Origin of the sequence: Glutamicibacter sp. NPDC090743, from assembly GCF_044769125.1 — a bacterium.
GTDB lineage: Bacteria > Actinomycetota > Actinomycetes > Actinomycetales > Micrococcaceae > Glutamicibacter.
Window position 1 is genome coordinate 556,096 of record NZ_JBIVXE010000001.1, and the last position, 20,409, is coordinate 576,504.

Consider the following 20,409-nt stretch of genomic DNA (forward strand, 5'->3'; position numbering starts at 1 on the left):
TTGCGGTGCCCCTGGTTGGCGGCGTGAACCGAACGTCGAATTTTATCCGTTTTCCCGCTCGTGCAACACAGAGCATGCGCTCGCCGCTCATTGGCATCTGCGAGATAGCTGCGAACTTGGGGAGGGGACGCACACGTGACAGGCACAAGCGGGAATCCAAGGGCCCGGTACCTCGAATGGGACGTCGTGGTCCGATCTGGATTCATGGGGACGCCGGCTCACCGGTCGACATTCCGGGTGGATGGACGAGCACGCATTGCGCTCGCCGTGCGCAGGATCAGGGGTTTGGAGAATTAACTGTGAGTTGCGTCCATTCGTACACGTATTCGAAGTAGTTTTCGATTAGTATGGCCTCGTGGCTATTTCATCGCAGAGTAAAAGAACTGATCTGACTCGCCTGGTCGTCAAGGGTGCACGCGAGCACAACCTGAAAAACGTGGACATTGATCTCCCGCGTGACGCAATGATTGTCTTTACCGGCCTTTCCGGTTCGGGCAAGTCCTCCTTGGCCTTCGACACCATTTTTGCCGAAGGCCAGCGCCGCTACGTCGAATCTCTCTCTGCCTACGCCCGCATGTTCCTCGGCCAGGTGGACAAGCCCGATGTGGATTTCATCGAGGGCCTGTCGCCAGCGGTGTCCATCGACCAGAAGTCGACCAGCCGCAACCCGCGTTCCACCGTGGGCACGATTACCGAAGTGTACGACTACATGCGCCTGCTGTGGGCCCGCGTGGGCCGTCCGCATTGCCCGATCTGCCACGAACCGATCTCCAAGCAGACTCCGCAGCAGATCGTCGACCAGCTGATGGAGCTACCGGAGAAAACCCGCTTCCAGATCCTCGCCCCGGTAGTGCGCTCGCGCAAGGGCGAATTTGTCGACTTGTTCGCGGAGCTCTCTTCCAAGGGCTTCGCCCGTGCCCGCGTTGACGGCACCACCATCCAGCTGAACGATCCGCCGAAGCTGGCCAAGCAGGTCAAGCACACCATTGAGGTGGTCGTCGACCGCCTGGCCATCAAGGAAGATGCCCGCCAGCGCTTGACTGACTCCATCGAAACGGCCCTGGGCATCGCCGAAGGACGCGTGCTGGCCGACTTCGTGGACCTGGACGAGGATGATCCCCAGCGCGTGCGCGCGTTCTCCGAGAACCTGGCCTGCCCCAATGAGCATCCGCTGGCCATCGATGAGATCGAGCCGCGTACTTTCTCCTTCAATAACCCGTTCGGTGCCTGCTCGGCCTGTTCCGGCATCGGCACCAAGCTGGAAGTCGATGAGCACCTGATCGTCCCGGATACCGAGGTCACCCTGGCCGAGGGTGCGATCGCCCCATGGTCATTGGGCAAGGCCACCACCGAATACTGGAACCGCCTGATCGAAGGCCTGGGCCATGAGCTGGGCTTCACCATGGACACCCAATGGCAGGACCTGCCGGCTGCTGCCCGCGAAGCGATCCTGAACGGCAAGGACCACAAGGTGGTCGTGCAGTACAAGAACCGCTTCGGCCGCGAGCGCAAGTACTCCACCGGCTTCGAGGGCGTCATCTCCTACGTGCACCGCAAGCACCAGGAAACCGAATCGGATCACGCCCGCGACCGCTACGAGCAGTACATGCGCCAGATTCCGTGCCCTACCTGCGGCGGCGCGCGCCTGAACCCGGCGTCGCTCTCGGTCTTGGTGGGCGGGCGTTCCATCGCTGAAGTTGCCGCCATGGACCTGCGTAGCGCCGCGGAATTCCTCTCCACGATCGTGCTCACCGCACGCGAGGCGCAGATCGCCGCGCAAGTGCTCAAGGAAATCGACGCGCGCATGAAGTTCCTGCTGGACGTCGGGCTGGAGTACCTGACCCTGGAACGCGCTGCTGGCACCCTGTCCGGCGGCGAGGCGCAGCGCATTCGCCTGGCTACGCAGATTGGTTCGGGCCTGGTCGGCGTGCTCTACGTTCTGGACGAGCCGTCCATCGGCCTGCACCAGCGCGATAACCGCCGCCTGATCGACACCCTGCTGCACCTGCGATCGCTGGGCAACACCCTGATCGTGGTGGAGCACGACGAAGACACCATTGCCGAAGCTGACTGGATCGTGGACATCGGCCCGGGCGCCGGCGAGCACGGCGGCGAAGTGGTGCACTCCGGATCCCTGGAGGGCCTGAAGCAGAACACCAAGTCGCTGACCGGAGACTACCTTTCGGGCCGCAAGCAGATCGACATCCCGTCCAAGCGCCGCAAGATCGACAAGGAGCGCAAGCTCAAGGTGGTCGGTGCCAACGAGAACAACCTGCAGAACGTGTCGGTGGAGTTCCCGCTGGGCGTGCTGACCGCGGTGACCGGCGTGTCCGGCTCGGGCAAGTCCACCCTGGTCAACGACATCCTGTACAAGGTGCTGGCCAACAAGCTCAACGGCGCCAAGCAGGTGCCCGGCCGCCACACCCGCGTGCAGGGCCTGGAACACCTGGACAAGGTGGTCCACGTTGACCAGTCGCCGATCGGCCGGACCCCGCGTTCGAACCCTGCGACCTATACCGGCGTGTTCGACCACATCCGCAAGCTGTTTGCGGAGACCAATGAGGCGAAGCTGCGCGGCTACCAGCCGGGCCGTTTCTCCTTCAACGTCAAGGGCGGACGCTGCGAATCCTGCTCGGGTGACGGCACGCTGAAGATCGAGATGAACTTCCTGCCGGACGTCTACGTGCCCTGCGAGGTCTGCCATGGCGCCCGCTACAACCGCGAAACCCTGCAGGTGCTGTACAAGGGCAAGAACATTGCCGATGTGCTGGATATGCCGATTGCCGAAGGCGCCGAGTTCTTCAGTGCCTTCACCCCGATCGCCCGCCACCTGCGCACGCTGGTGGACGTGGGGTTGGGCTACGTGCGCCTGGGTCAGCCGGCAACCACCCTCTCCGGCGGCGAGGCCCAGCGCGTGAAGCTGGCTGCGGAACTGCAGAAGCGTTCCAATGGCCGCTCCATCTACGTCCTGGACGAGCCGACCACCGGTCTGCACTTCGAAGATATCCGCAAGCTGCTCAAGGTGCTGCAGGGATTGGTCGACAAGGGCAACACCGTGTTGACCATCGAGCACAACCTGGATGTCATCAAGTCGGCTGACTGGGTCATCGACCTCGGCCCGGAAGGCGGCTCAGGCGGCGGCACGATCCTGGCTGCTGGCACCCCGGAAAAGGTGGCCAAGGTGAGCGAATCGCACACCGGGAAGTTCCTCTCCGAGATCCTGTAATGCCTGGCGGAGAATGTTCGACATATGCGATTTCAGTTATGGATTGCTAACCCGCGTCCGCTTCATGGGAAGATGGCTAGGTGAATATGTCGGTAACAAGTGTGCTCTTCGATCTGGATGGGACCCTCGTGGACCCTGCCGGTGCCATAACTTCGGGTATCCGCCACGCGGTCACCTCCCATGGTTTGGCCGATCCGGGCGAAGCACGAGTTGAAGCGCTGGTAGGCCCGCCCCTCCAAATCGGGCTGCGTACGCTTGACGGCGTCACCGACGAGAACATCGACTCCATCATCGCGGCCTACCGCGCCCGCTATGCCGAGGTGGGCATGGCAGAATCCGTGATCTACCCGGGCATTGTGGCGCTCCTGGACGCGTTGCGCGCGGCCGGGATCTACGTCGCAGTGACCACGGCCAAGCCCATCAACATTGCGCGCCAGCTCATTGCACGCAAGGGGCTGGATGAGCATCTCGATGCGATTCACGGCAACGCGGATGAGCACGGGAGCATGGGTTCGAGCAAGACGCACATTGTCGCTGAGGCTTTGGAGCACGGGCAGCTGGACCCGGCGAGCAGCGTCGTTGTGGGGGACCGGTACTACGATTGGGATGCCGCCCGCGAGAATTCGGTGGCTTCGGTCGGTGTCGCGTGGGGCTTTGCCCAGGACGATGAACTGCAGCAGGCAGGCGCAACTGTGGCGACAACCCGGGACCTTGCTGAGCTCCTGCTCGGAGCACAGCTGGCAAACACGCTGAACCTCGACGATGACCTCATGCAGGAAGGTGCAAAGTAGATGAGCATCTACACCATGACCCGTTCGTCGATTCGGGGCGTCATCCACGGTGTCTGCCGTGCGGAAGTGACCGGGCTTGAGAACGTTCCCAAGGAAGGCGGCTTCATTGTCGCCTCCAACCACCTGTCATTCTTCGACTCCTTGATCATTCAGGCGCTGACCCCGCGCGACGTGGCGTTCTTCGCCAAGGCGGAATACTTCACCACCCCGGGACTGAAGGGCAAGGTGATGAAGACCTTCTTCGAATCCGTGGGATCCATTCCGGTGCAGCGTGGCGAACAGGCAGCTTCGGTTGCCGCCCTCGATTCCCTGGTGGAAATCGTCGAAGGCGGCAAGGGCATCGGCATCTACCCCGAGGGCACTCGCTCGCGCGATGGCAAGTTGTACCGCGGACGCACCGGCGTGGGCTGGCTGGCGCTGACCACCGGTGTACCAGTGGTACCGGTGGGCTTGATCGGCACGGAGAAGCTGCAGCCTGCTGGTTCAAAGGGTTTCCGTCCTGCCAAATTCCATATCCACTATGGCGAGCCGCTGTACTTCGACCAGCTCGGACGCAAGCACCCGTTGCCGCAGCGCCGCCAGGCCACGGACCGGATCGTTGATGCGATTGCCGAGCTTTCCGGCCAGGAACGCGTCGATTCCTACAACCAACTGCCACCGGACGCGAAATAGACCATGGCTGATCCGGCAAGTTACCGTCCGAGAACTTCGGACATTCCCACGAAACCGGGCGTGTACCGTTTCCGCGATGAACACGGCCGTGTCATCTACGTTGGCAAGGCCAAGGTCCTGCGCAACCGCTTGACCTCCTACTTCGCCAATCCTGACCGGCTCACGCCCAAAACCCGGGCCATGGTATTCACCGCCGGCAGCGTGGAGTGGACCGTGGTGGGTTCCGAATTGGAAGCGCTGCAGCTGGAGTACTCCTGGATCAAGGAATACAATCCCCGGTTCAATATTGTTTTCCGTGATGACAAGACCTACCCGTACCTTGCTGTCACATTGAACGAAAAGTACCCGCGCGCCCTGGTCATGCGCGGGGACAAGCGCAAGGGCGTGAAGTATTTCGGGCCGTTCTATCCGGCCAAGGCCATCCGGGAAACCCTCGATACGCTGTTGCGGGTCTTTCCTGTGCGCAGCTGTGCGCCGGGCGTGTTCAAGCGTGCCGAAGCATCGGGTCGCCCTTGCCTCTTGGGGTACATAGACAAATGCTCGGCGCCCTGCGTGGGGCGCATCAGCGAAGAAGACCACCGTCAACTGGCTGATGACCTATGCACCTTCATGAGCGGTGAGGCTACTAAGTTCACCAAGGCCCTGACAGCCAAGATGCAAGAGGCGGTGGCAGAACTCGAATACGAGAAGGCCGCCCGCTATCGCGATGACATTGCCGCACTGAACAGAGTTTTTGAACGCAACGCCGTGGTCCTTGATGACCGTACCGAAGCTGATATCTTCGGCATTCATGGCGATGAATTGGAAGCCGCCGTGCAGGTATTCCATGTCCGCGACGGCCGTATCCGTTCGCAACGAGGCTGGGTCGTCGAAAAGGTTGCGGATACCACCGGCGCTGAATTCGTCGAGCAGCTTCTCACCCAGGTCTACGCAGATCACGCGGACCGGATTCCCAAGGAAATCCTGGTTCCGACTCTGCCCGAAGACATTGAGGATGTCACGACCTGGCTCACTGAGCTGCGCGGTTCCAAAGTCTCCTTGCGCGTCGCCCAACGCGGCGACAAGGCGGCACTGGCATCCACCGTCGTGGAGAACGCCGAACAAGCGCTGCGCCTGCACAAATCGAAGCGAGCAGGTGATATCACCACGCGTTCGCTGGCGATGCAGGAACTTCAGGATGCACTGGGAGCCGAACAAGCACTGCTTCGCATCGAATGCTATGACGCGTCGCATACCCAAGGCACCAACGTGGTTGCTTCCATGGTGGTCTTTGAAGATGGATTGCCCAAGAAGAGCGAATATCGAAAGTTCTCCATCACCGGTGATGCAGCACGCGATGATACCGCCAGCATGTACGACGTGATCTACCGTCGCTTCAGCCGCTATCTGAAGGAGAAGATCGACCCCAAGAGCTTTGCAACCGGGGAAATGAATGAAGAAACCGGTGAGCAGGAAAAGAAGCGATTCTCCTACCCGCCATCTCTGGTGATCGTTGACGGCGGACCGCCCCAGGTGGCCGCGGCGCAGAAGGCCATGGACGACCTGGGAATCGATGACATTCCAGTGGTCGGCCTGGCTAAGCGCTTGGAAGAACTGTGGCTGCCCGACGATCCGTTCCCGGTGATCCTGCCGCGTGCCTCAGCTGCCCTGTATTTGGTGCAGCGGCTACGCGACGAGGCGCACCGTTTTGCGATCAACTTCCACCGCGCCAAGCGTGCCAAATCCATGATCGCCTCGGATTTGGACGCGATCCCGGGGCTGGGCAAGTCCAAGCAGGCTGCCCTGCGCAAGCACTTCGGGTCGATGAAGAAGATCCGTGCGGCGAGCATCGAGGAGCTGATGGACGTGCCAGGAGTCGGTGAAAAACTTGCGACTTCCATCAAAGAGTCCCTAGAAGACGCTTCATTAACCGGTGTGAATATGACTACAGGCGAAATTGTCGACTAGCCTTGTGATATGACCGCTGAGTATGAAGCAGTAAAACCCCCTGAGTCCGAACTCGTGATCGTAACCGGCATGTCAGGTGCCGGTCGCACCACAGTCGCGCATGCTCTGGAAGACCAGGGCTGGTACGTAGTGGAGAACCTTCCACCGGCCATGCTTGGACCCTTGACGGAGATGATGAGCCGTTCGCAGGGCTCCATCCCGAAGATGGCTGTCGTGATGGACGTGCGCTCCAAGGAAATGTTCCCGGAAATCCGCGATGCCTTGGCGAACCTGACAGCCAGCGGGGTGAAGTTCCGCCTGGTCTACCTCGACGCCAGCGACGAGGTGCTGATCCGCCGCTTCGAGCAGGGTCGCCGGCCGCATCCGCTGCAGGATGACGGCCGCATTGTCGACGGCATCAAGCGCGAACGCGGGATCACCGATCAATTGCGTGAAGCTGCCGAAATCATCTTGGATTCCACGACCATGTCGGTGCACGACCTGGCACGTGCAGTCAACGAACTGTTCAGCGAATCCGGGCCGATCATCCTGCGCATCAACGTGATGAGCTTCGGGTTCAAGTACGGCCTGCCCGCCGATGCCAACTACGTGGCAGATGTCCGTTTCATCCCCAACCCCCATTGGGTACCTGAACTGCGCCCGCAGACCGGCAAGGACAAGGAAGTGTCGGACTATGTGCTGAGCCAGGAAGGCACGAGCGAGTTCATCGAGAACTACCTCAAGGCATTGGAACCGGTCTTTGAAGGCTACCGCCGCGAGAATAAGCACTACGCGACCATTGCCGTGGGCTGCACCGGCGGCAAGCACCGCTCGGTAGCAACCACCATCGAGCTGGGCCGGCGCCTGGCGCAGTTCCCGAACGTCAGGGTGAACATCAGCCACCGTGATCTGGGGCGTGAGTAGCCGCCATGGCCTTTGCTACAGGTCCGATCCCGATCCAGGGACTGACTCGAAGTGATGATTACCGCAACCCATCGGTGGTTGCCTTGGGCGGGGGACACGGGCTGTCCTCGTCGCTCTCTGCCCTGCGCCGTCTGACTACCGACCTCACTGCCGTCGTAACGGTGGCCGATGACGGCGGCAGTTCCGGGCGGCTTCGGGGATCCTTCGATGTGCTGCCCCCGGGAGACTTGCGCATGGCGCTGGCTGCGCTGTGCGACGACAATGACTGGGGCCGTACCTGGCGCGATGTCATGCAGTACCGCTTTGAATCGACCGAAAACGCCGACGAGCCATTGAACGGCCATGCCGTTGGCAATTTGCTGATCCTGGCGCTGTGGGAGTTGCTCGATAACCCGGTAGCTGGCCTGCGTTGGGCAGGTGCCCTGCTTGGCGCGCGCGGGCAGGTCCTGCCAATGAGCACGGTTCCGCTGTCCATCCATGGCGAGGTTCTTGAATCCGACCCGGTGAACGACACCTTGGTGCGTCGCCGAATCGATGGGCAGGCCAAGCTGGCTCGTGCCGGTTCCGGCGGCCTGGTTACCCACGTGTACCTGGAACCGTCCGATGCGCCGGCCTGCTCCGAAGCGCTGGAATCCATCGATCTGGCGGACTGGGTGATTCTCGGTCCCGGATCCTGGTACACCTCGGTGCTCCCGCATCTGCTGCTGCCGGATATGCGCCAGGCCCTGGCATCGACCACGGCCAAGAAGCTGCTGACCATGAACCTGGCCTTTGATACGGCAGAGACTTCCGGGATGGACGCCGCGGCGCACTTGGAGGTGCTGGGACGTTACGCACCCGAGGTCAAATTCGATGCAATTATTGCCGACGAATCAAAGATTCTTAACAGGGATCGATTTGAGCTGGCAGCGCAAAAACTCGGTGCGCGTGTCTTTTTTAGTACAGTAGGAGTATCTGACGGTCGTGCTGTGCACGACCCGTTGCGACTAGCGGCGGCCTATCACGAGGTGTTTACCGCGATCGGGTCTTAGGAAGATCCAAGTAAGGGAGTTTGATTCATGGCATTGACGGCTTCCGTCAAAGACGAGCTGTCGCGGGTAGAGATTCGCAAGCCATCGGTCCGCAAGGCCGAGGTTTCGACCATGCTCCGCTTCAGCGGCGGGCTGCACATCGTCTCCGGACGAATTGTCATCGAAGCAGAAGTGGACCTCGCGGCGACGGCCCGGCGGTTGAAGATTGCTATCGGCGAGCTGTACGGCCACGATGCCGAAATCGTCATGGTTTCCGGATCGGGCATCCGCAAGGGGAGCCGCTACATTGTGCGTGTTTCCAAGGACGGCGAAGTGCTTGCACGCCAAACTGGCCTGCTTGACCAGCGCGGCCGGCCGGTACGCGGCCTGCCCTCGGTGATCGTCAACGGTTCTACCGCCGACGCTGAAGCTGTATGGCGCGGCGCATTCCTGTCCCACGGATCGTTGACCGAACCGGGACGCAGCTCCGCTTTGGAAATCACCTGCCCTGGGCCAGAAGCCGCTTTGGCGCTGGTCGGTGCAGCTCGCCGCCTGGGACTGACGGTCAAGGCGCGTGAAGTGCGCGGTGTGGACCGCGTTGTGATCCGTGATGGCGATGCCATCGCCCAACTGCTGACCCGCATGGGCGCTCACGATGCGCTCATGGTCTGGGAAGAACGGCGCATGCGCAAGGAAGTGCGCGCGACGGCGAACCGCTTGGCGAACTTCGACGACGCCAACCTGCGGCGCAGCGCCCAGGCAGCGGTAGCTGCCGGTGCCCGCGTTGAGCGTGCACTGGGCATCTTGGGCGACGAGGTTCCCGAGCACTTGCGCTATGCGGGACTGCTGCGCCTTGAGCACAAGCAAGCCTCCTTGGATGAGCTCGGCCGCATGGCCGAACCGCCAATGACCAAGGACGCCATCGCTGGCCGAATCCGCCGCCTTTTGGCTATGGCGGATAAAAAGGCGAGCGATCTGGGAATACCAGGTACGGAGTCCAGCGTTCCAGGAGATGAACTGGAACATTAAAATGTCCCCGCGGGAGCCCTCCCGCGGAGATTCAACCAATTGAGAAGATTGAGGAGAATCATGGCTGTTTATTCACTGCCAGAACTGCAGTACGACTACGCCGCACTGGAGCCGAACATCTCGGCTCGCATCATGGAACTGCACCACTCCAAGCACCATGCAACTTACGTTGCTGGCGCAAACTCGGCACTGGAGCAGTTGGCTGAAGCTCGCGAAAAGGGCGAATTCGGCAATATCCCTAAGCTGTCCAAGGACCTGGCGTTCCACCTGGGTGGCCACACCAACCACTCGATCTTCTGGAACAACCTGTCCCCAGAGGGTGGCGACAAGCCTGAGGGCGAGCTGGCAGCGGCCATCGACGACTTCTTCGGTTCGTTCGACGCTTTCCGTGGCCACTTCACCGCTTCGGCCATGAGCCTGCAGGGCTCGGGCTGGGCAGTGCTGGCTTACGACGCACTGGGCGGCCAGCTGGTCATCGAGCAGCTGTACGACCAGCAGGGCAACATCCCAGTGGCAACCACCCCGCTGCTGATGCTGGACATGTGGGAGCACGCCTTCTACCTGGACTACGTCAACGTCAAGGCTGACTACGTCAAGGCATTCTGGAACATCGTGAACTGGGCAGATGTCCAGGCTCGTTTCGAAGCTGCCCGCAACGGCGCAGCAGCGCTGATCCTTCCAGGTAAGTAAGACTTATCTGGTAAGTTAGCTCACATTCTGCGCTAATGTAGCGTAGTATGTTTCAAGTGTGTTGCGGATCCCGGCAATTCGTTGGGATCCGCAAGCACGGCACAACGGAGTGTCCTCTTAAAGAAGGCCACCTCCGCTCGCGTGCGGTCGTGGCATCATCATCCCATTTAGAGGAGATAGTCACGTGACAACCCGTGTTGGAATCAATGGTTTCGGTCGTATCGGACGCAACTTCCTGCGTGCAGTTCTGGCCCATAAGGCAGACATTGAAATCGTCGCCGTCAATGACCTTGGTTCAATCGATTCCCTTGCTCACCTGGTGAAGTTCGATTCCGTGCTCGGCCCAGTGGGCGAGCCGGTATCCGTGGACGGCGATACCATCGTCGTCGGAGAACGCCGTATCAAGGTTCTGTCTGAGCGCGAGCCAGCCAACCTTCCATGGGGCGAATTGAACGTCGATGTCGTCATTGAATCGACCGGATTCTTCACCAACGCAGAAGACGCCAAGAAGCACGTAGCTGCTGGCGCAAAGAAGGTCATCATCTCGGCTCCTGCCAAGAATGAAGACATCACCATCGTGATGGGCGTTAACCAGGACAAGTACGATCCTGCAAACCACGCCATCATTTCGAACGCGTCATGCACCACCAACTGCCTGGCTCCAGTAGCCAAGGTGCTGAACGAAGAGTTCGGCATTGTTGATGGCCTGATGACCACCATCCACGCTTACACCGCAGACCAGCGCCTGCAGGATGCACCGCACAGCGACCCACGCCGTGCCCGCGCCGCGGCGCTGAACGTCATCCCGACCTCGACCGGTGCCGCAAAGGCCATCGGCGTGGTGCTCCCAGAGCTGAAGGGCAAGCTGCACGGTTACGCTATGCGCGTACCAGTTCCAACCGGTTCGGCCACCGACCTGACCGTGAACCTGGCCCGCACCGCAACTGTGGAAGAAATCAACGCAGCATTCGAGAAGGCAGCTGCCGAGGGTGCATTGAGCGGATACCTTGAGTACTCCACCGATCCACTGGTTTCTTCGGACATCGTGACCAACCCCCACTCGGCAGTTTTCGACTCCGGTCTGACCACCGTGATGGGCAACAGCGTGAAGGTCGTCGCGTGGTACGACAACGAGTGGGGCTACTCCTCGCGACTTGTTGACCTCGTTGAATTCGTGGGATCCAGCCTCTAGTCGATAACCTAGAGACATGTCTTCTCACACCATTGACGAATTGATCGCTGACAACGGCGTCCGCGGACGGTACGTTCTGGTCCGCAGTGACCTGAACGTACCGCTCGACGGTGCAACTGTGACCGATGATGGCCGCGTCCGCGCGTCGCTGCCAGTCATCGGCAAGCTGGCTGAAGCTGGCGCAAAGGTCATCGTAATGGCCCACTTGGGACGCCCCAAGGGCCAGGTCGATGCCAAGTACTCCATCGCTCCTGCGGCTAACCGCCTGGACGAACTGGCTGACTTCGACGTAGCTGTTGCCGAAGACGTGGTGGGCGACTCCGCTCGCCAGTTGGCGGCAAACCTCGAAGAGGGCTCCGTGCTGGTTCTGGAGAACGTCCGCTTCGATGCTCGCGAAACCTCCAAGGATGATGCGCAGCGCGAAGAGTTAGCCAAGGAATTGGCTGCGCTGACCGGTCAGAACGGCGCTTACGTGAACGACGCTTTCGGTGCTGTGCACCGGAAGCACGCTTCGGTCTACGACATCGCCAGTCTGCTCCCTAGCTACCAGGGCGACCTGGTTGCTACCGAGGTCAAGGTCCTCAAGACCCTGACCGAGGCCCCGAAGCGCCCATACGTTGTGGTGCTCGGAGGGTCCAAGGTATCGGACAAGCTCGCTGTCATCGACAACCTACTGGGCAAGGCCGATCAGCTGCTGATCGGTGGCGGCATGGCCTTCACTTTCCTCAAGGCGCAGGGCTTCGCCATTGGCAGCTCGCTGCTTGAAGAAGACCAGATCGCGACCTGCCAGGAATACCTGCAGCGGGCCGAGAAGCTCGGCTGCGACATCATCGTGCCTAGCGACGTCGTAGTGGCAAGCAAGTTCGGTGCCGACGCAGAGCACGAGGTGCTGGCCGCAGACAAGATCGAAGAAGCCAGCTTCGGCTCCAACGGCCTTGGCCTGGACATCGGACCAAAGTCCGCTGAACTGTTCGCAAGCTACATCACCAGCGCAAATACCGTGTTCTGGAATGGCCCGATGGGCGTCTTCGAGATCCCTGCTTTCGCAGAAGGTACCCGTACCGTCGCGCAGGCTCTGGCGGACTCGGAAGCGTTCAGCGTCGTAGGCGGCGGCGATTCCGCTGCAGCCGTGCGCGCACTGGGCTTCTCGGAGGATGACTTCGGCCATATCTCCACCGGTGGCGGCGCTTCGCTGGAGTACCTCGAAGGCAAGACCCTGCCGGGTGTTGCCGCATTGGAAGGCTAATAATGACCATTTCGCAGAACGGCGCCTTTGTGCGCCAGCCGCTGATTGCCGGCAACTGGAAGATGAACATGGACCACGTCCAGGGCATCACCCTGGTGCAGAAGCTGGCGTGGACCTTGAAGGACCACGAGCACGATTACGATCGTGCCGAGGTCGCAGTGTTCCCTCCCTTCACCGACATCCGCGGCGTGCAGACGCTGACCCTGGGCGACAAACTGGATATTGTTTACGGTGCCCAGGATCTGTCCGCACAGGACTCAGGTGCGTACACTGGTGAAATTTCGGGGCAGTTCCTCAAGAAGCTCGGCTGCACCTACGTATTGGTAGGCCACTCCGAGCGTCGCGAGTACCACAATGAAACCAACCAGGTGATTGCCGCCAAGCTGGCTGCTGCCTACCGCCACGACCTGACCCCGATGCTCTGCGTCGGCGAAGGCCTGGAAGTACGCAAGGCCGGCGAGCATGTGGCATTCACCCTGGACCAGTTGGCTCAGTCGCTGGAAGGCGTAACCGTTGAGCAGGCCGCAAGCCTGGTCATCGCCTACGAACCAGTCTGGGCCATCGGTACGGGTGAAGTTGCCGGACCAGCTGACGCGCAGGAAATGTGCGCCGCAATTCGCGGTGCGCTGGCTGAACGCTTCGGTGCAGAGATTGCCGAGAAGACTCAACTGCTCTATGGCGGTAGTGTTAAGGCAGCAAATGCCGCATCGATCATGCGCGAACGCGATGTTGATGGCGTGTTGGTTGGCGGTGCCAGCCTGGATGCCGAGGAATTTGCTAATATTGTCAGGTTCGAGCATCATCTCGTCACCGACTGAATCTAACTAAGGAACCGTCGACTTGGATATTATCAAGATCATTTTGCAGGTATTGCTGGGCATTACAAGCGTCCTGCTGACCCTGCTGATCCTTTTGCACAAGGGCCGTGGTGGCGGTATGTCCGACATGTTCGGCGGCGGCATGACCAGCTCAATGGGATCTTCGGGTGTAGCCGAGCGCAACCTGAACCGCATCACCATTATTCTTGGTCTGATCTGGGGTGCCGTGATTATCGGCCTCGCTCTGGTCCTGCGATTCAGCATCGAAGTCTAGGCAGTACCGTTCCGTAGCAGTCAATAGGCGCCTTCCACATTATGTGGAAGGCGCCTATTGCGCGTCTCAGGCCAGTTGCCCGAACTTCTCGGTATCGGCAATCGATCCCAGCACGAGGATCTTGTCTCCGGTCTGCAGGACGGTGTTTCCGTCCGTGTTCTTCCATTCGCCGGCCGCATTGGTCGTGGCAGCGATGGTCACCCGGTATTTATTGCGTACCGCGGCATCACTGAGTTTCACACCGTGCAATGTGGCTGGTGCGCTCATTTTCACCATGGCATAGCCTGGATCGACTTCCAGGTAGTCCATCATGGATCCGCGCACCAGGTGGGCGACTCGCTTGCCCATGTCCTTCTCCGGGTAGACGATGTGGTGGATTCCGAGCTGCTCCAGGATCAGCCCGTGCCGATCGTCCTGCGCCTTGGCCCAGATCTGCGGGATCCCCATGCTGACCAAGAGCGAGCAGCACAGGATGGATGACTGCAGGTGGCTGCCTACGGCAACCACGACGCGGTCGAACTCGTGGATCGCGAGCTGTTCAAGGATTTCCCGGCTTGAGGCGTCGGCGCGAACCACCTGAGTCAATTCCCCGTTCAGGGACTGGACGATGTTCTCGTGCACGTCAATGCCCAGGACATGGGTACCGGACTTCATCAGTTCCAGGGCCAGGGATTCGCCAAATCGTCCGAGCCCGATCACGGCAACGGAGTTCGCTTTTGACAGCCCCTTGGCGTCATTTCGAAAATTCAGTAGCTTAGCCAATTGAAGGCCTTTCCTTGGGGAGTTCGTAGAGCGCTTTTCGATCGCGCAGGGCCAGCGCGGAGCCCAGCGAGAGGACCCCGACGCGGCCCAGGTACATCAATGCAATGAGGATGCCCTTGGCAGGGTCCGGCAAATCCGGGGTAATGCCGGTGGACAGCCCGACGGTGCCAAATGCGGAGGTGGCTTCAAAGAGGCAGCGGTCCAGGGAATAGCCGGTCAGCAGCAGCAGGCCCATGGTGCCGACGAATACGGCAGCTACGCCCATCAGCGCCACCGTGATGGCCTGCCGGTGCACCGAGCGGGACAGGCGCTTGCCCAGGACATTGACGGCGGTCTCGCCGCGAAGTTCGGTCATGATGATGAACAGCAGGATCGCAGCCGTGGTGATCTTGATGCCGCCGGCGGTGCCGGCCGGCCCTCCGCCGATGAACATCAGCACATCCATGCCCAGCCAGGAGGCTGGATGCATCGCGCCGATATCGATGGAATTGAAGCCAGCGGTACGCGTCTGCACCGATTGGAAGAATCCAGCCAGGATCCGCTGGGCAGGTTCAAGCTCGCCCAGCGTCTTCGGATTGGACCATTCCATGGCGGTGATGAAGATGGTGCCGCCAAGCAGCAGCAATGCGGTCATGAGCAGGACCAGGCGAGTGTTCATCGTCCACTTCAGCGAATTCCGCCAATGATGCCTGAGCTGGACCAGAACCGGGAAGCCCAAGCCGCCGAGGATGATGGCGATGCTGATGGGGATGCATAGCCATGGATCCGCCACGAAATCCATCAGGTTATTCGTGTAGAGGGCGAATCCCGCGTTATTGAAGGAAGAGACAGCATGGAACAGGCCATGCCAGATCGCCCTGGCGGGTTCGTAGTCGTAGGCCAGCCAGAAGCGGAGGGCCAAGACGAGGGCCACTGCGGATTCGATGGCCAGCGACAGCTTGATGATCATCAATGCCGAGGTGCGCACGTCGGTGCCGGAAACGGCGGAGCTTTCGCGCTGGGTGGAGAGCCGGGTCAGGTAGCCGATGCGGCCCATGACCAGCATGCTCAGCAATGATGCGACGAGCATCAGTCCCAGGCCGCCGACCTGGATCAGGACCAGGATGACGATCTTGCCGAAGAGGGTGTAGTGGGTTGCCGTATCCAAGACAGTCAGGCCGGTGACGCACACCGCTGACGTCGCGGTGAAGATCCCGTCCACCAAGGATGTGAAGGTGCCTTGCGTGCTGGCCGCCGGTGAAGACAGGAGCAACCCGCCTATGAGGATTGCGCCGGCAAAGGCGAAGGCCACTGCGCGTGCGGGTTTGGCCAGCACGCTGTGCTGCGCGGCGGACCGCGCATTGGGAAGATTCATGGAGATCGCAATGGTCGAAATAACGTCTCGCGAAACCGTGGGACGAGTAGTACGAATGAAATAATACGCTCGGAAAAGCCGGTGTCAATGGTGATTCCCGTCACCTGGCCCGGTGTTAATAGCGCGCCTGCGGGAGCGATTGGGCGGATCTGCCACAGCCGCGCCGCCGGTTAAAGCAGACCGGCAGCCACGCGGAAAACGCGTGGCTGCCGGTTGGACGCTGGTACTGCTAGGTTTCGAGCAATTCCACGACCCGCTGTGCGGTACCCCAGGAAAGGGTGACCCCAGCCCCGCCGTGGCCGTAGGCCGCAATGACAGGCACCGCGTGCCCGTCGACGCGCTCCAGGCGGATCGTCTCGCGTGCCGGGCGCAGCCCCACCTTGTGCTCCAGGATCTCGCAGCCGGCCAGCTGGGGGACCAGGCCGATGGCACGGCGCAGCATGTCGGTGGCGGTCTGCGGGTCGACCTCGGCGTTGAAGTCGTTGGCCACGTCGGTACCGCCAACAATGATGTCATCGCGGCGCGGAATGATGTAGGTAACGCCCTGGGGATGCTCGTCATAGCAGAGCCAGTGGACCAACCCTGCGGTGTTTGCCAGGCGGATCACCTGGCCTCGGATGGGGTAGACAGTGCCGTCATCCCCGGTGAGTTCGCCGCCACGCAGGCCCGTGGCCAATACGACGGCGTCGGCCTCCTCCTGCAACTCGTCGATGGATTCGATGGTGCGCTGGATGAACTTGACGCCCTTGGCCAAGGCTTGTTCATGCAGCCAGGACAGGTAGAGAGGCATAGTGATCACCGGGACGGTGGCACGCATGCCGGCGGCGGCAATGCGCGGGATGTCTTCTGCCGGGGCTTCGGCGGCGTCGGCGACGATCTGCGCCCAAGAGCGGTCTTGCTCCGGGGACGCTTCCAGATTCAGGCCGCGGCGCAGGTCGATGCCGGTTTCCTTGATGCCGGAGAGCTCCTCGAAGCGTGCCAGTGAACGGGCGAGCAGCAGATCGGCGGCAGCGGAGTTCTCCGAGTGGTACGGGAACCAGATGGCTGCGGCCACCGCGGAGACCGTCTGCAGCGGCAGCTGGTCGGCGATGACGGTGACCTGGTGGCCGGCGGCAGCCAGCTCATGGGCGGTGGAGAGCCCGATGACGCCGGCGCCGATCACCGTGACCTTGCGGGATGGCTGCGCGGCATCGGGCAGCGGGGCGGAATGCATGGGAACCTTTCGGGCAGGTGGCGAGGGGAAAGCAAAGGCCGGTGCCGCGATCCTGGAGTGCAGGATCGCGGCACCGGCGATGCGGTGCAGGCTAGAGCAAGGTGGCCGCGGCGCGGTCGATGATCCAGCGGGTCGCTTGGGTGCCGTGCACGGCCGAGGCCGGGACAGCGGTCTCGTTGACCTCGTGCTGGGCCTTGGCCAGCGCCGGCGCCTTGTCGGCACCGGCCACGATCAGCCAGACCTCCTTGGCGGTGTTGATGGTGCCCATGGTGAGCGTGACGCGGTGCGCAGGCGGCTTGGGGGAGTCGTGGACCGCGATGACTCCTGGCTCATCGGACCGGGTGTGGTTCGGGAAGAGCGAGGCGACATGCGAGTCCGGGCCCATGCCCAGCATCAGCACATCGAACGCGGGGTTCAAGGAGCCGTCTTCGGCTTCCCTGGCCAGTTCCTCGGCGTAGGCCGCGGCGGCCTGCTCGGCGGACTCGTACTTGTCGCTGGCGCCCATGGCGTGCACGGTGGCGCGGTCCAGGCCCAATTCATCCAGCGCGTCGAACAGGGCTGCGGCCTGCAGCACGTTGCGATCTGCTGAATCGGTGGCGACAAAGCGCTCGTCGCCCCACCAGAAGTGCACCTGCGACCAGTTGACCGAGGCCTTGGCGGGGTTGGCCGCGACGGCTTCCAGGGCGGCGATGCCCAGCGAACCGCCGGTCACCACCACGTGGGCAACTCCGCGGGCGGCCAGTGCATCGGCGATCGAGGTGATCAGCCGGGCCGCAATGGCGTGGGCGGTAGCTTCCGGGTTCTCATGGATCAGTATTTGCCTAGCGATCACTGGATCTGATGCTCCTCAGGTTGGTCAGGTTCAGGCCCTTGGTGATGACCTCGCCGAAGACGTCATCGGCGTCCAGGCGGCGCATCTCTTCGGCCAGGCATTCGGCCACCGAACGCCGAGGCAGGGAGATGCGCTGCGGGGCCGATCCGGGCAGGTAAAGGTGGGCTACCGCGCCGGAAGGCCGCGAAAGCTCCACGTCGCCGGCTTCGCGCGCCAGCCGGACGCTGGAGAGCCCGCCATTGGACTTGTCCGCGGCGATGGTCACCGGGACGTCCAGGCACAGGGTCAGCCAAGCGGCCAGCAAGGTGGTGGACGGGGAATTATCCGAGCCCTTCACGGTGATGCCCGAGAGCCCCTCGGTGCCGATCAGGTCGATGATGCTCGCCAGCTGGGCACGCCACAGGGTCAGCCGCGTCCAGGCGAGGTCGGTGTCGCCGGCCTGGTAGGTCTCGATGCGGCTGAACAGCGCGGCGGTGGGGTCTTCGGTTTCCGCCGAATCGGTGATGCGGCGGTGCGCCAGCTTGCCCAGCGCGGTGCCGGCCGGATCCTGCGGCACGCCATGCGGCCACCAGGCCACGATCGGCGCATCGGGCAGCAGCAGTGCGGAGATCAGCGCCTCGTCGGCCACGACATCCGGGCCGTAGGTGCGCATCACGATCACCTCGGAGGCGCCGGCGTCCCCGCCCACGCGGATTTGCACGTCCAGGCGGTTGGCCTCGGACTTGCTGCCGCGGACCACCACGATGATCCGGCAGGGATGCTCGCGGCTGGCCAGGTTGGCCGCCTCGATCGCGTTCTCGGCGAACCCCTCGCGGGTGATGACCACCAGGGTCATCACGCGGGAGAGCGCCACCACGCCGTGGGTGCGGCGCGAGGAGATCAGCTTCTTGGCCACCTTGGAGGTGGTGGTGTTGGGAAGATCGATCATCATGGTCGTCTCCAGGTCCTTCCATCCTTGGCCATCAGCTCATCGCTGCTTTCGGGTCCCCAGGAGCCCGGAGCGTAGGGATCGGGCTGGGTGGGCTGCGAGGCCCAGTACTCCTCGAAAGGATCCAGGATGCGCCAGGACTGCTCGACTTCCTCATGGCGCGGGAACAGCGGCGGCTCACCGAGCAGCACATCGAGGATCAGCCGCTCGTAGGCCTCGGGCGAGGATTCGGTGAAGGCGTTGCCGTAGCCGAAGTCCATGGTCACATCGCGGATCTCCATCTGGGTGCCGGGCACCTTGGAGGAGAAGCGGATGGTCGCGCCTTCATCGGGCTGCACGCGGATCACGAACGCGTTCTGGCCGAATTCATCGTCCTTGTGGTCGGTGAACAGCAGGTTCGGCGCCTTCTTGAAGACCACCGCGATTTCGGTGACGCGGCGGCCCAGGCGCTTGCCGGCACGCAGGTAGAACGGCACCCCGGACCAGCGGCGGGTATTGATGTTCAGGCGCACCGCCGCGTAGGTCTCGGTCTTGGACTTCGGGTTGAAGCCCTCCTCGTCGAGGAAGCCGACGACCTCCTCGGCGCCCTGCCAGCCAGAGGTGTACTGGCCTCGGGCACTGGCCGCTCCCAGGTCCTCGGGCAGCTGGACTGCGGTGAGCACCTTCTCCTTTTCGCTGCGCAAGTGGTCCGCGTCGAAGGAAATGGGTTCCTCCATGGCGGTCAGCGCCAGCAGCTGGAGCAGGTGGTTCTGGATGACGTCGCGGGCCGCGCCCACACCGTCGTAGTAGCTGGCGCGGCCGCCAATGCCGATGTCCTCGGCCATGGTGATCTGCACGTGGTCCACGTACTTGTTGTTCCACAGCGGCTCGAACATCTGGTTGCCGAAACGCAAAGCCAGCAGGTTCTGCACGGTTTCCTTGCCCAGATAGTGGTCGATGCGGAACACCGCGTCCGGCGGGAACACGGACTCCACGATCTCGTTCAGTTCGCGGGCGCTCTGCAGGTCGTGGCCGAAGGGCTTCTCGATGACCACGCGTTCCCAGCCCGAGTTCTTGTCCTTGGCCAGCTTGTGCTCGGAGAGCTTCTGGCAGACAACCTCGAACCAGCTCGGCGGGATCGAGAGGTAGAAGGCGTGGTTGCGCCCGGTGGACCGGGATTCGGCCAGTTCGTCCAGGGTCGCGGCCAGCTTCTCGTAGGCGCCATCATCGTCGAAGGCGCCGGAGATGAAGCGCATACCGGCGGCCAGCTGGGCGAACACGGTTTCGTTGAAGGGGGTGCGGGCGCTGGCGAGGATCCATTCGCGGGCCTGGTCGGCGAAGTCCTGTGCCGTCCAGTCGCGGCGGCCGAAGCCGACAATCGCAAAATTCGGGGGAAGCAGTCCGCGGTTAGCCAGGTCGTAGACCGCTGGCATGAGTTTCTTGCGGGCAAGGTCGCCGGTGATTCCGAAGAACACCAGCGCGCCCGGACCGGCAATGCGGTTAAGCCGCCGGTCGCGGGCGTCGCGTAGTGGGTTGCTCATAG

Annotated in this window: 18 protein-coding genes; 12 read left to right on the forward strand and 6 right to left on the reverse strand. The window is 62.0% G+C overall.

Features of this window, described 5'->3' with window-relative positions; translation table 11 throughout:
* Positions 1-355: 355 nt before the first annotated feature.
* From uvrA to secG, 12 genes are all read left to right on the forward strand, one after another.
* A complete protein-coding gene (uvrA, locus tag ACIQTS_RS02685) occupies positions 356-3,226 on the forward strand; it encodes an excinuclease ABC subunit UvrA (RefSeq protein WP_402471001.1) in 2,871 nt (956 codons plus the stop codon).
* A gap of 86 nt (positions 3,227-3,312) precedes the next feature.
* Entirely contained in the window at positions 3,313-4,017 is a 705-nt protein-coding gene (locus ACIQTS_RS02690) for an HAD hydrolase-like protein (protein WP_332498358.1), read from the forward strand.
* Positions 4,018-4,689: a 1-acyl-sn-glycerol-3-phosphate acyltransferase gene (locus ACIQTS_RS02695; RefSeq protein ID WP_105656671.1), complete on the forward strand. Its 672-nt coding sequence runs from the start codon at positions 4,018-4,020 to the stop codon at positions 4,687-4,689.
* Between the two features lie 3 nt (positions 4,690-4,692).
* Complete coding sequence (uvrC, locus tag ACIQTS_RS02700; RefSeq protein WP_332486786.1) at positions 4,693-6,636, forward strand: excinuclease ABC subunit UvrC; 1,944 nt, start codon at positions 4,693-4,695, stop codon at positions 6,634-6,636.
* A 9-nt stretch (positions 6,637-6,645) separates the two neighbouring features.
* Positions 6,646-7,539, forward strand: coding sequence for an RNase adapter RapZ (rapZ, locus tag ACIQTS_RS02705; protein ID WP_105656669.1), 894 nt, complete (start codon positions 6,646-6,648; stop codon positions 7,537-7,539).
* Positions 7,540-7,544: 5 nt separating this feature from the next.
* A complete protein-coding gene (gene yvcK / locus ACIQTS_RS02710) occupies positions 7,545-8,570 on the forward strand; it encodes a uridine diphosphate-N-acetylglucosamine-binding protein YvcK (RefSeq protein ID WP_105656668.1) in 1,026 nt (341 codons plus the stop codon).
* A gap of 27 nt (positions 8,571-8,597) precedes the next feature.
* On the forward strand, positions 8,598-9,578 hold the full coding sequence (whiA, locus tag ACIQTS_RS02715) for a DNA-binding protein WhiA (protein WP_105656667.1): 981 nt from the start codon (positions 8,598-8,600) through the stop codon (positions 9,576-9,578).
* A gap of 60 nt (positions 9,579-9,638) precedes the next feature.
* Positions 9,639-10,268 (forward strand): superoxide dismutase, encoded by a 630-nt coding sequence (locus tag ACIQTS_RS02720; protein ID WP_105656666.1) that lies wholly within the window; start codon positions 9,639-9,641, stop codon positions 10,266-10,268.
* A 184-nt stretch (positions 10,269-10,452) separates the two neighbouring features.
* Positions 10,453-11,460, forward strand: coding sequence for a type I glyceraldehyde-3-phosphate dehydrogenase (gap, locus tag ACIQTS_RS02725; protein WP_105656665.1), 1,008 nt, complete (start codon positions 10,453-10,455; stop codon positions 11,458-11,460).
* Between the two features lie 16 nt (positions 11,461-11,476).
* Positions 11,477-12,706: a phosphoglycerate kinase gene (locus tag ACIQTS_RS02730; protein WP_400288116.1), complete on the forward strand. Its 1,230-nt coding sequence runs from the start codon at positions 11,477-11,479 to the stop codon at positions 12,704-12,706.
* Between the two features lie 2 nt (positions 12,707-12,708).
* Positions 12,709-13,524: a triose-phosphate isomerase gene (gene tpiA / locus ACIQTS_RS02735; RefSeq protein ID WP_402471007.1), complete on the forward strand. Its 816-nt coding sequence runs from the start codon at positions 12,709-12,711 to the stop codon at positions 13,522-13,524.
* 22 nt (positions 13,525-13,546) lie between these two features.
* The gene (gene secG / locus ACIQTS_RS02740) at positions 13,547-13,798 is read left to right on the forward strand and encodes a preprotein translocase subunit SecG (protein ID WP_402471010.1); all 252 of its coding nucleotides are present in this window, start codon (positions 13,547-13,549) and stop codon (positions 13,796-13,798) included.
* Between the two features lie 66 nt (positions 13,799-13,864).
* Here the strand turns inward: secG and ACIQTS_RS02745 are convergent, their stop codons facing one another.
* The 6 genes from ACIQTS_RS02745 to zwf form a co-directional block, all read right to left on the reverse strand.
* Complete coding sequence (locus ACIQTS_RS02745; protein WP_400288113.1) at positions 13,865-14,560, reverse strand: potassium channel family protein; 696 nt, start codon at positions 14,558-14,560, stop codon at positions 13,865-13,867.
* On the reverse strand, positions 14,553-15,914 hold the full coding sequence (locus ACIQTS_RS02750) for a TrkH family potassium uptake protein (protein WP_402471013.1): 1,362 nt from the start codon (positions 15,912-15,914) through the stop codon (positions 14,553-14,555). Before ACIQTS_RS02750 ends, ACIQTS_RS02745 begins: the two co-directional genes overlap by 8 nt.
* Positions 15,915-16,143: 229 nt before the next feature.
* Positions 16,144-17,127, reverse strand: coding sequence for an FAD-dependent oxidoreductase (locus tag ACIQTS_RS02755; RefSeq protein ID WP_400288109.1), 984 nt, complete (start codon positions 17,125-17,127; stop codon positions 16,144-16,146).
* A gap of 91 nt (positions 17,128-17,218) precedes the next feature.
* Positions 17,219-17,959 (reverse strand): 6-phosphogluconolactonase, encoded by a 741-nt coding sequence (gene pgl, locus ACIQTS_RS02760; protein WP_402471015.1) that lies wholly within the window; start codon positions 17,957-17,959, stop codon positions 17,219-17,221.
* Positions 17,949-18,890, reverse strand: a complete 942-nt coding sequence (locus ACIQTS_RS02765; protein WP_400288105.1) for a glucose-6-phosphate dehydrogenase assembly protein OpcA — start codon at positions 18,888-18,890, stop codon at positions 17,949-17,951. The genes pgl and ACIQTS_RS02765 overlap by 11 nt, the downstream gene beginning before the upstream one ends.
* The gene (gene zwf / locus ACIQTS_RS02770; RefSeq protein ID WP_402471019.1) at positions 18,887-20,407 is read right to left on the reverse strand and encodes a glucose-6-phosphate dehydrogenase; all 1,521 of its coding nucleotides are present in this window, start codon (positions 20,405-20,407) and stop codon (positions 18,887-18,889) included. Before zwf ends, ACIQTS_RS02765 begins: the two co-directional genes overlap by 4 nt.
* Between the last annotated feature and the right edge of the window lie 2 nt (positions 20,408-20,409).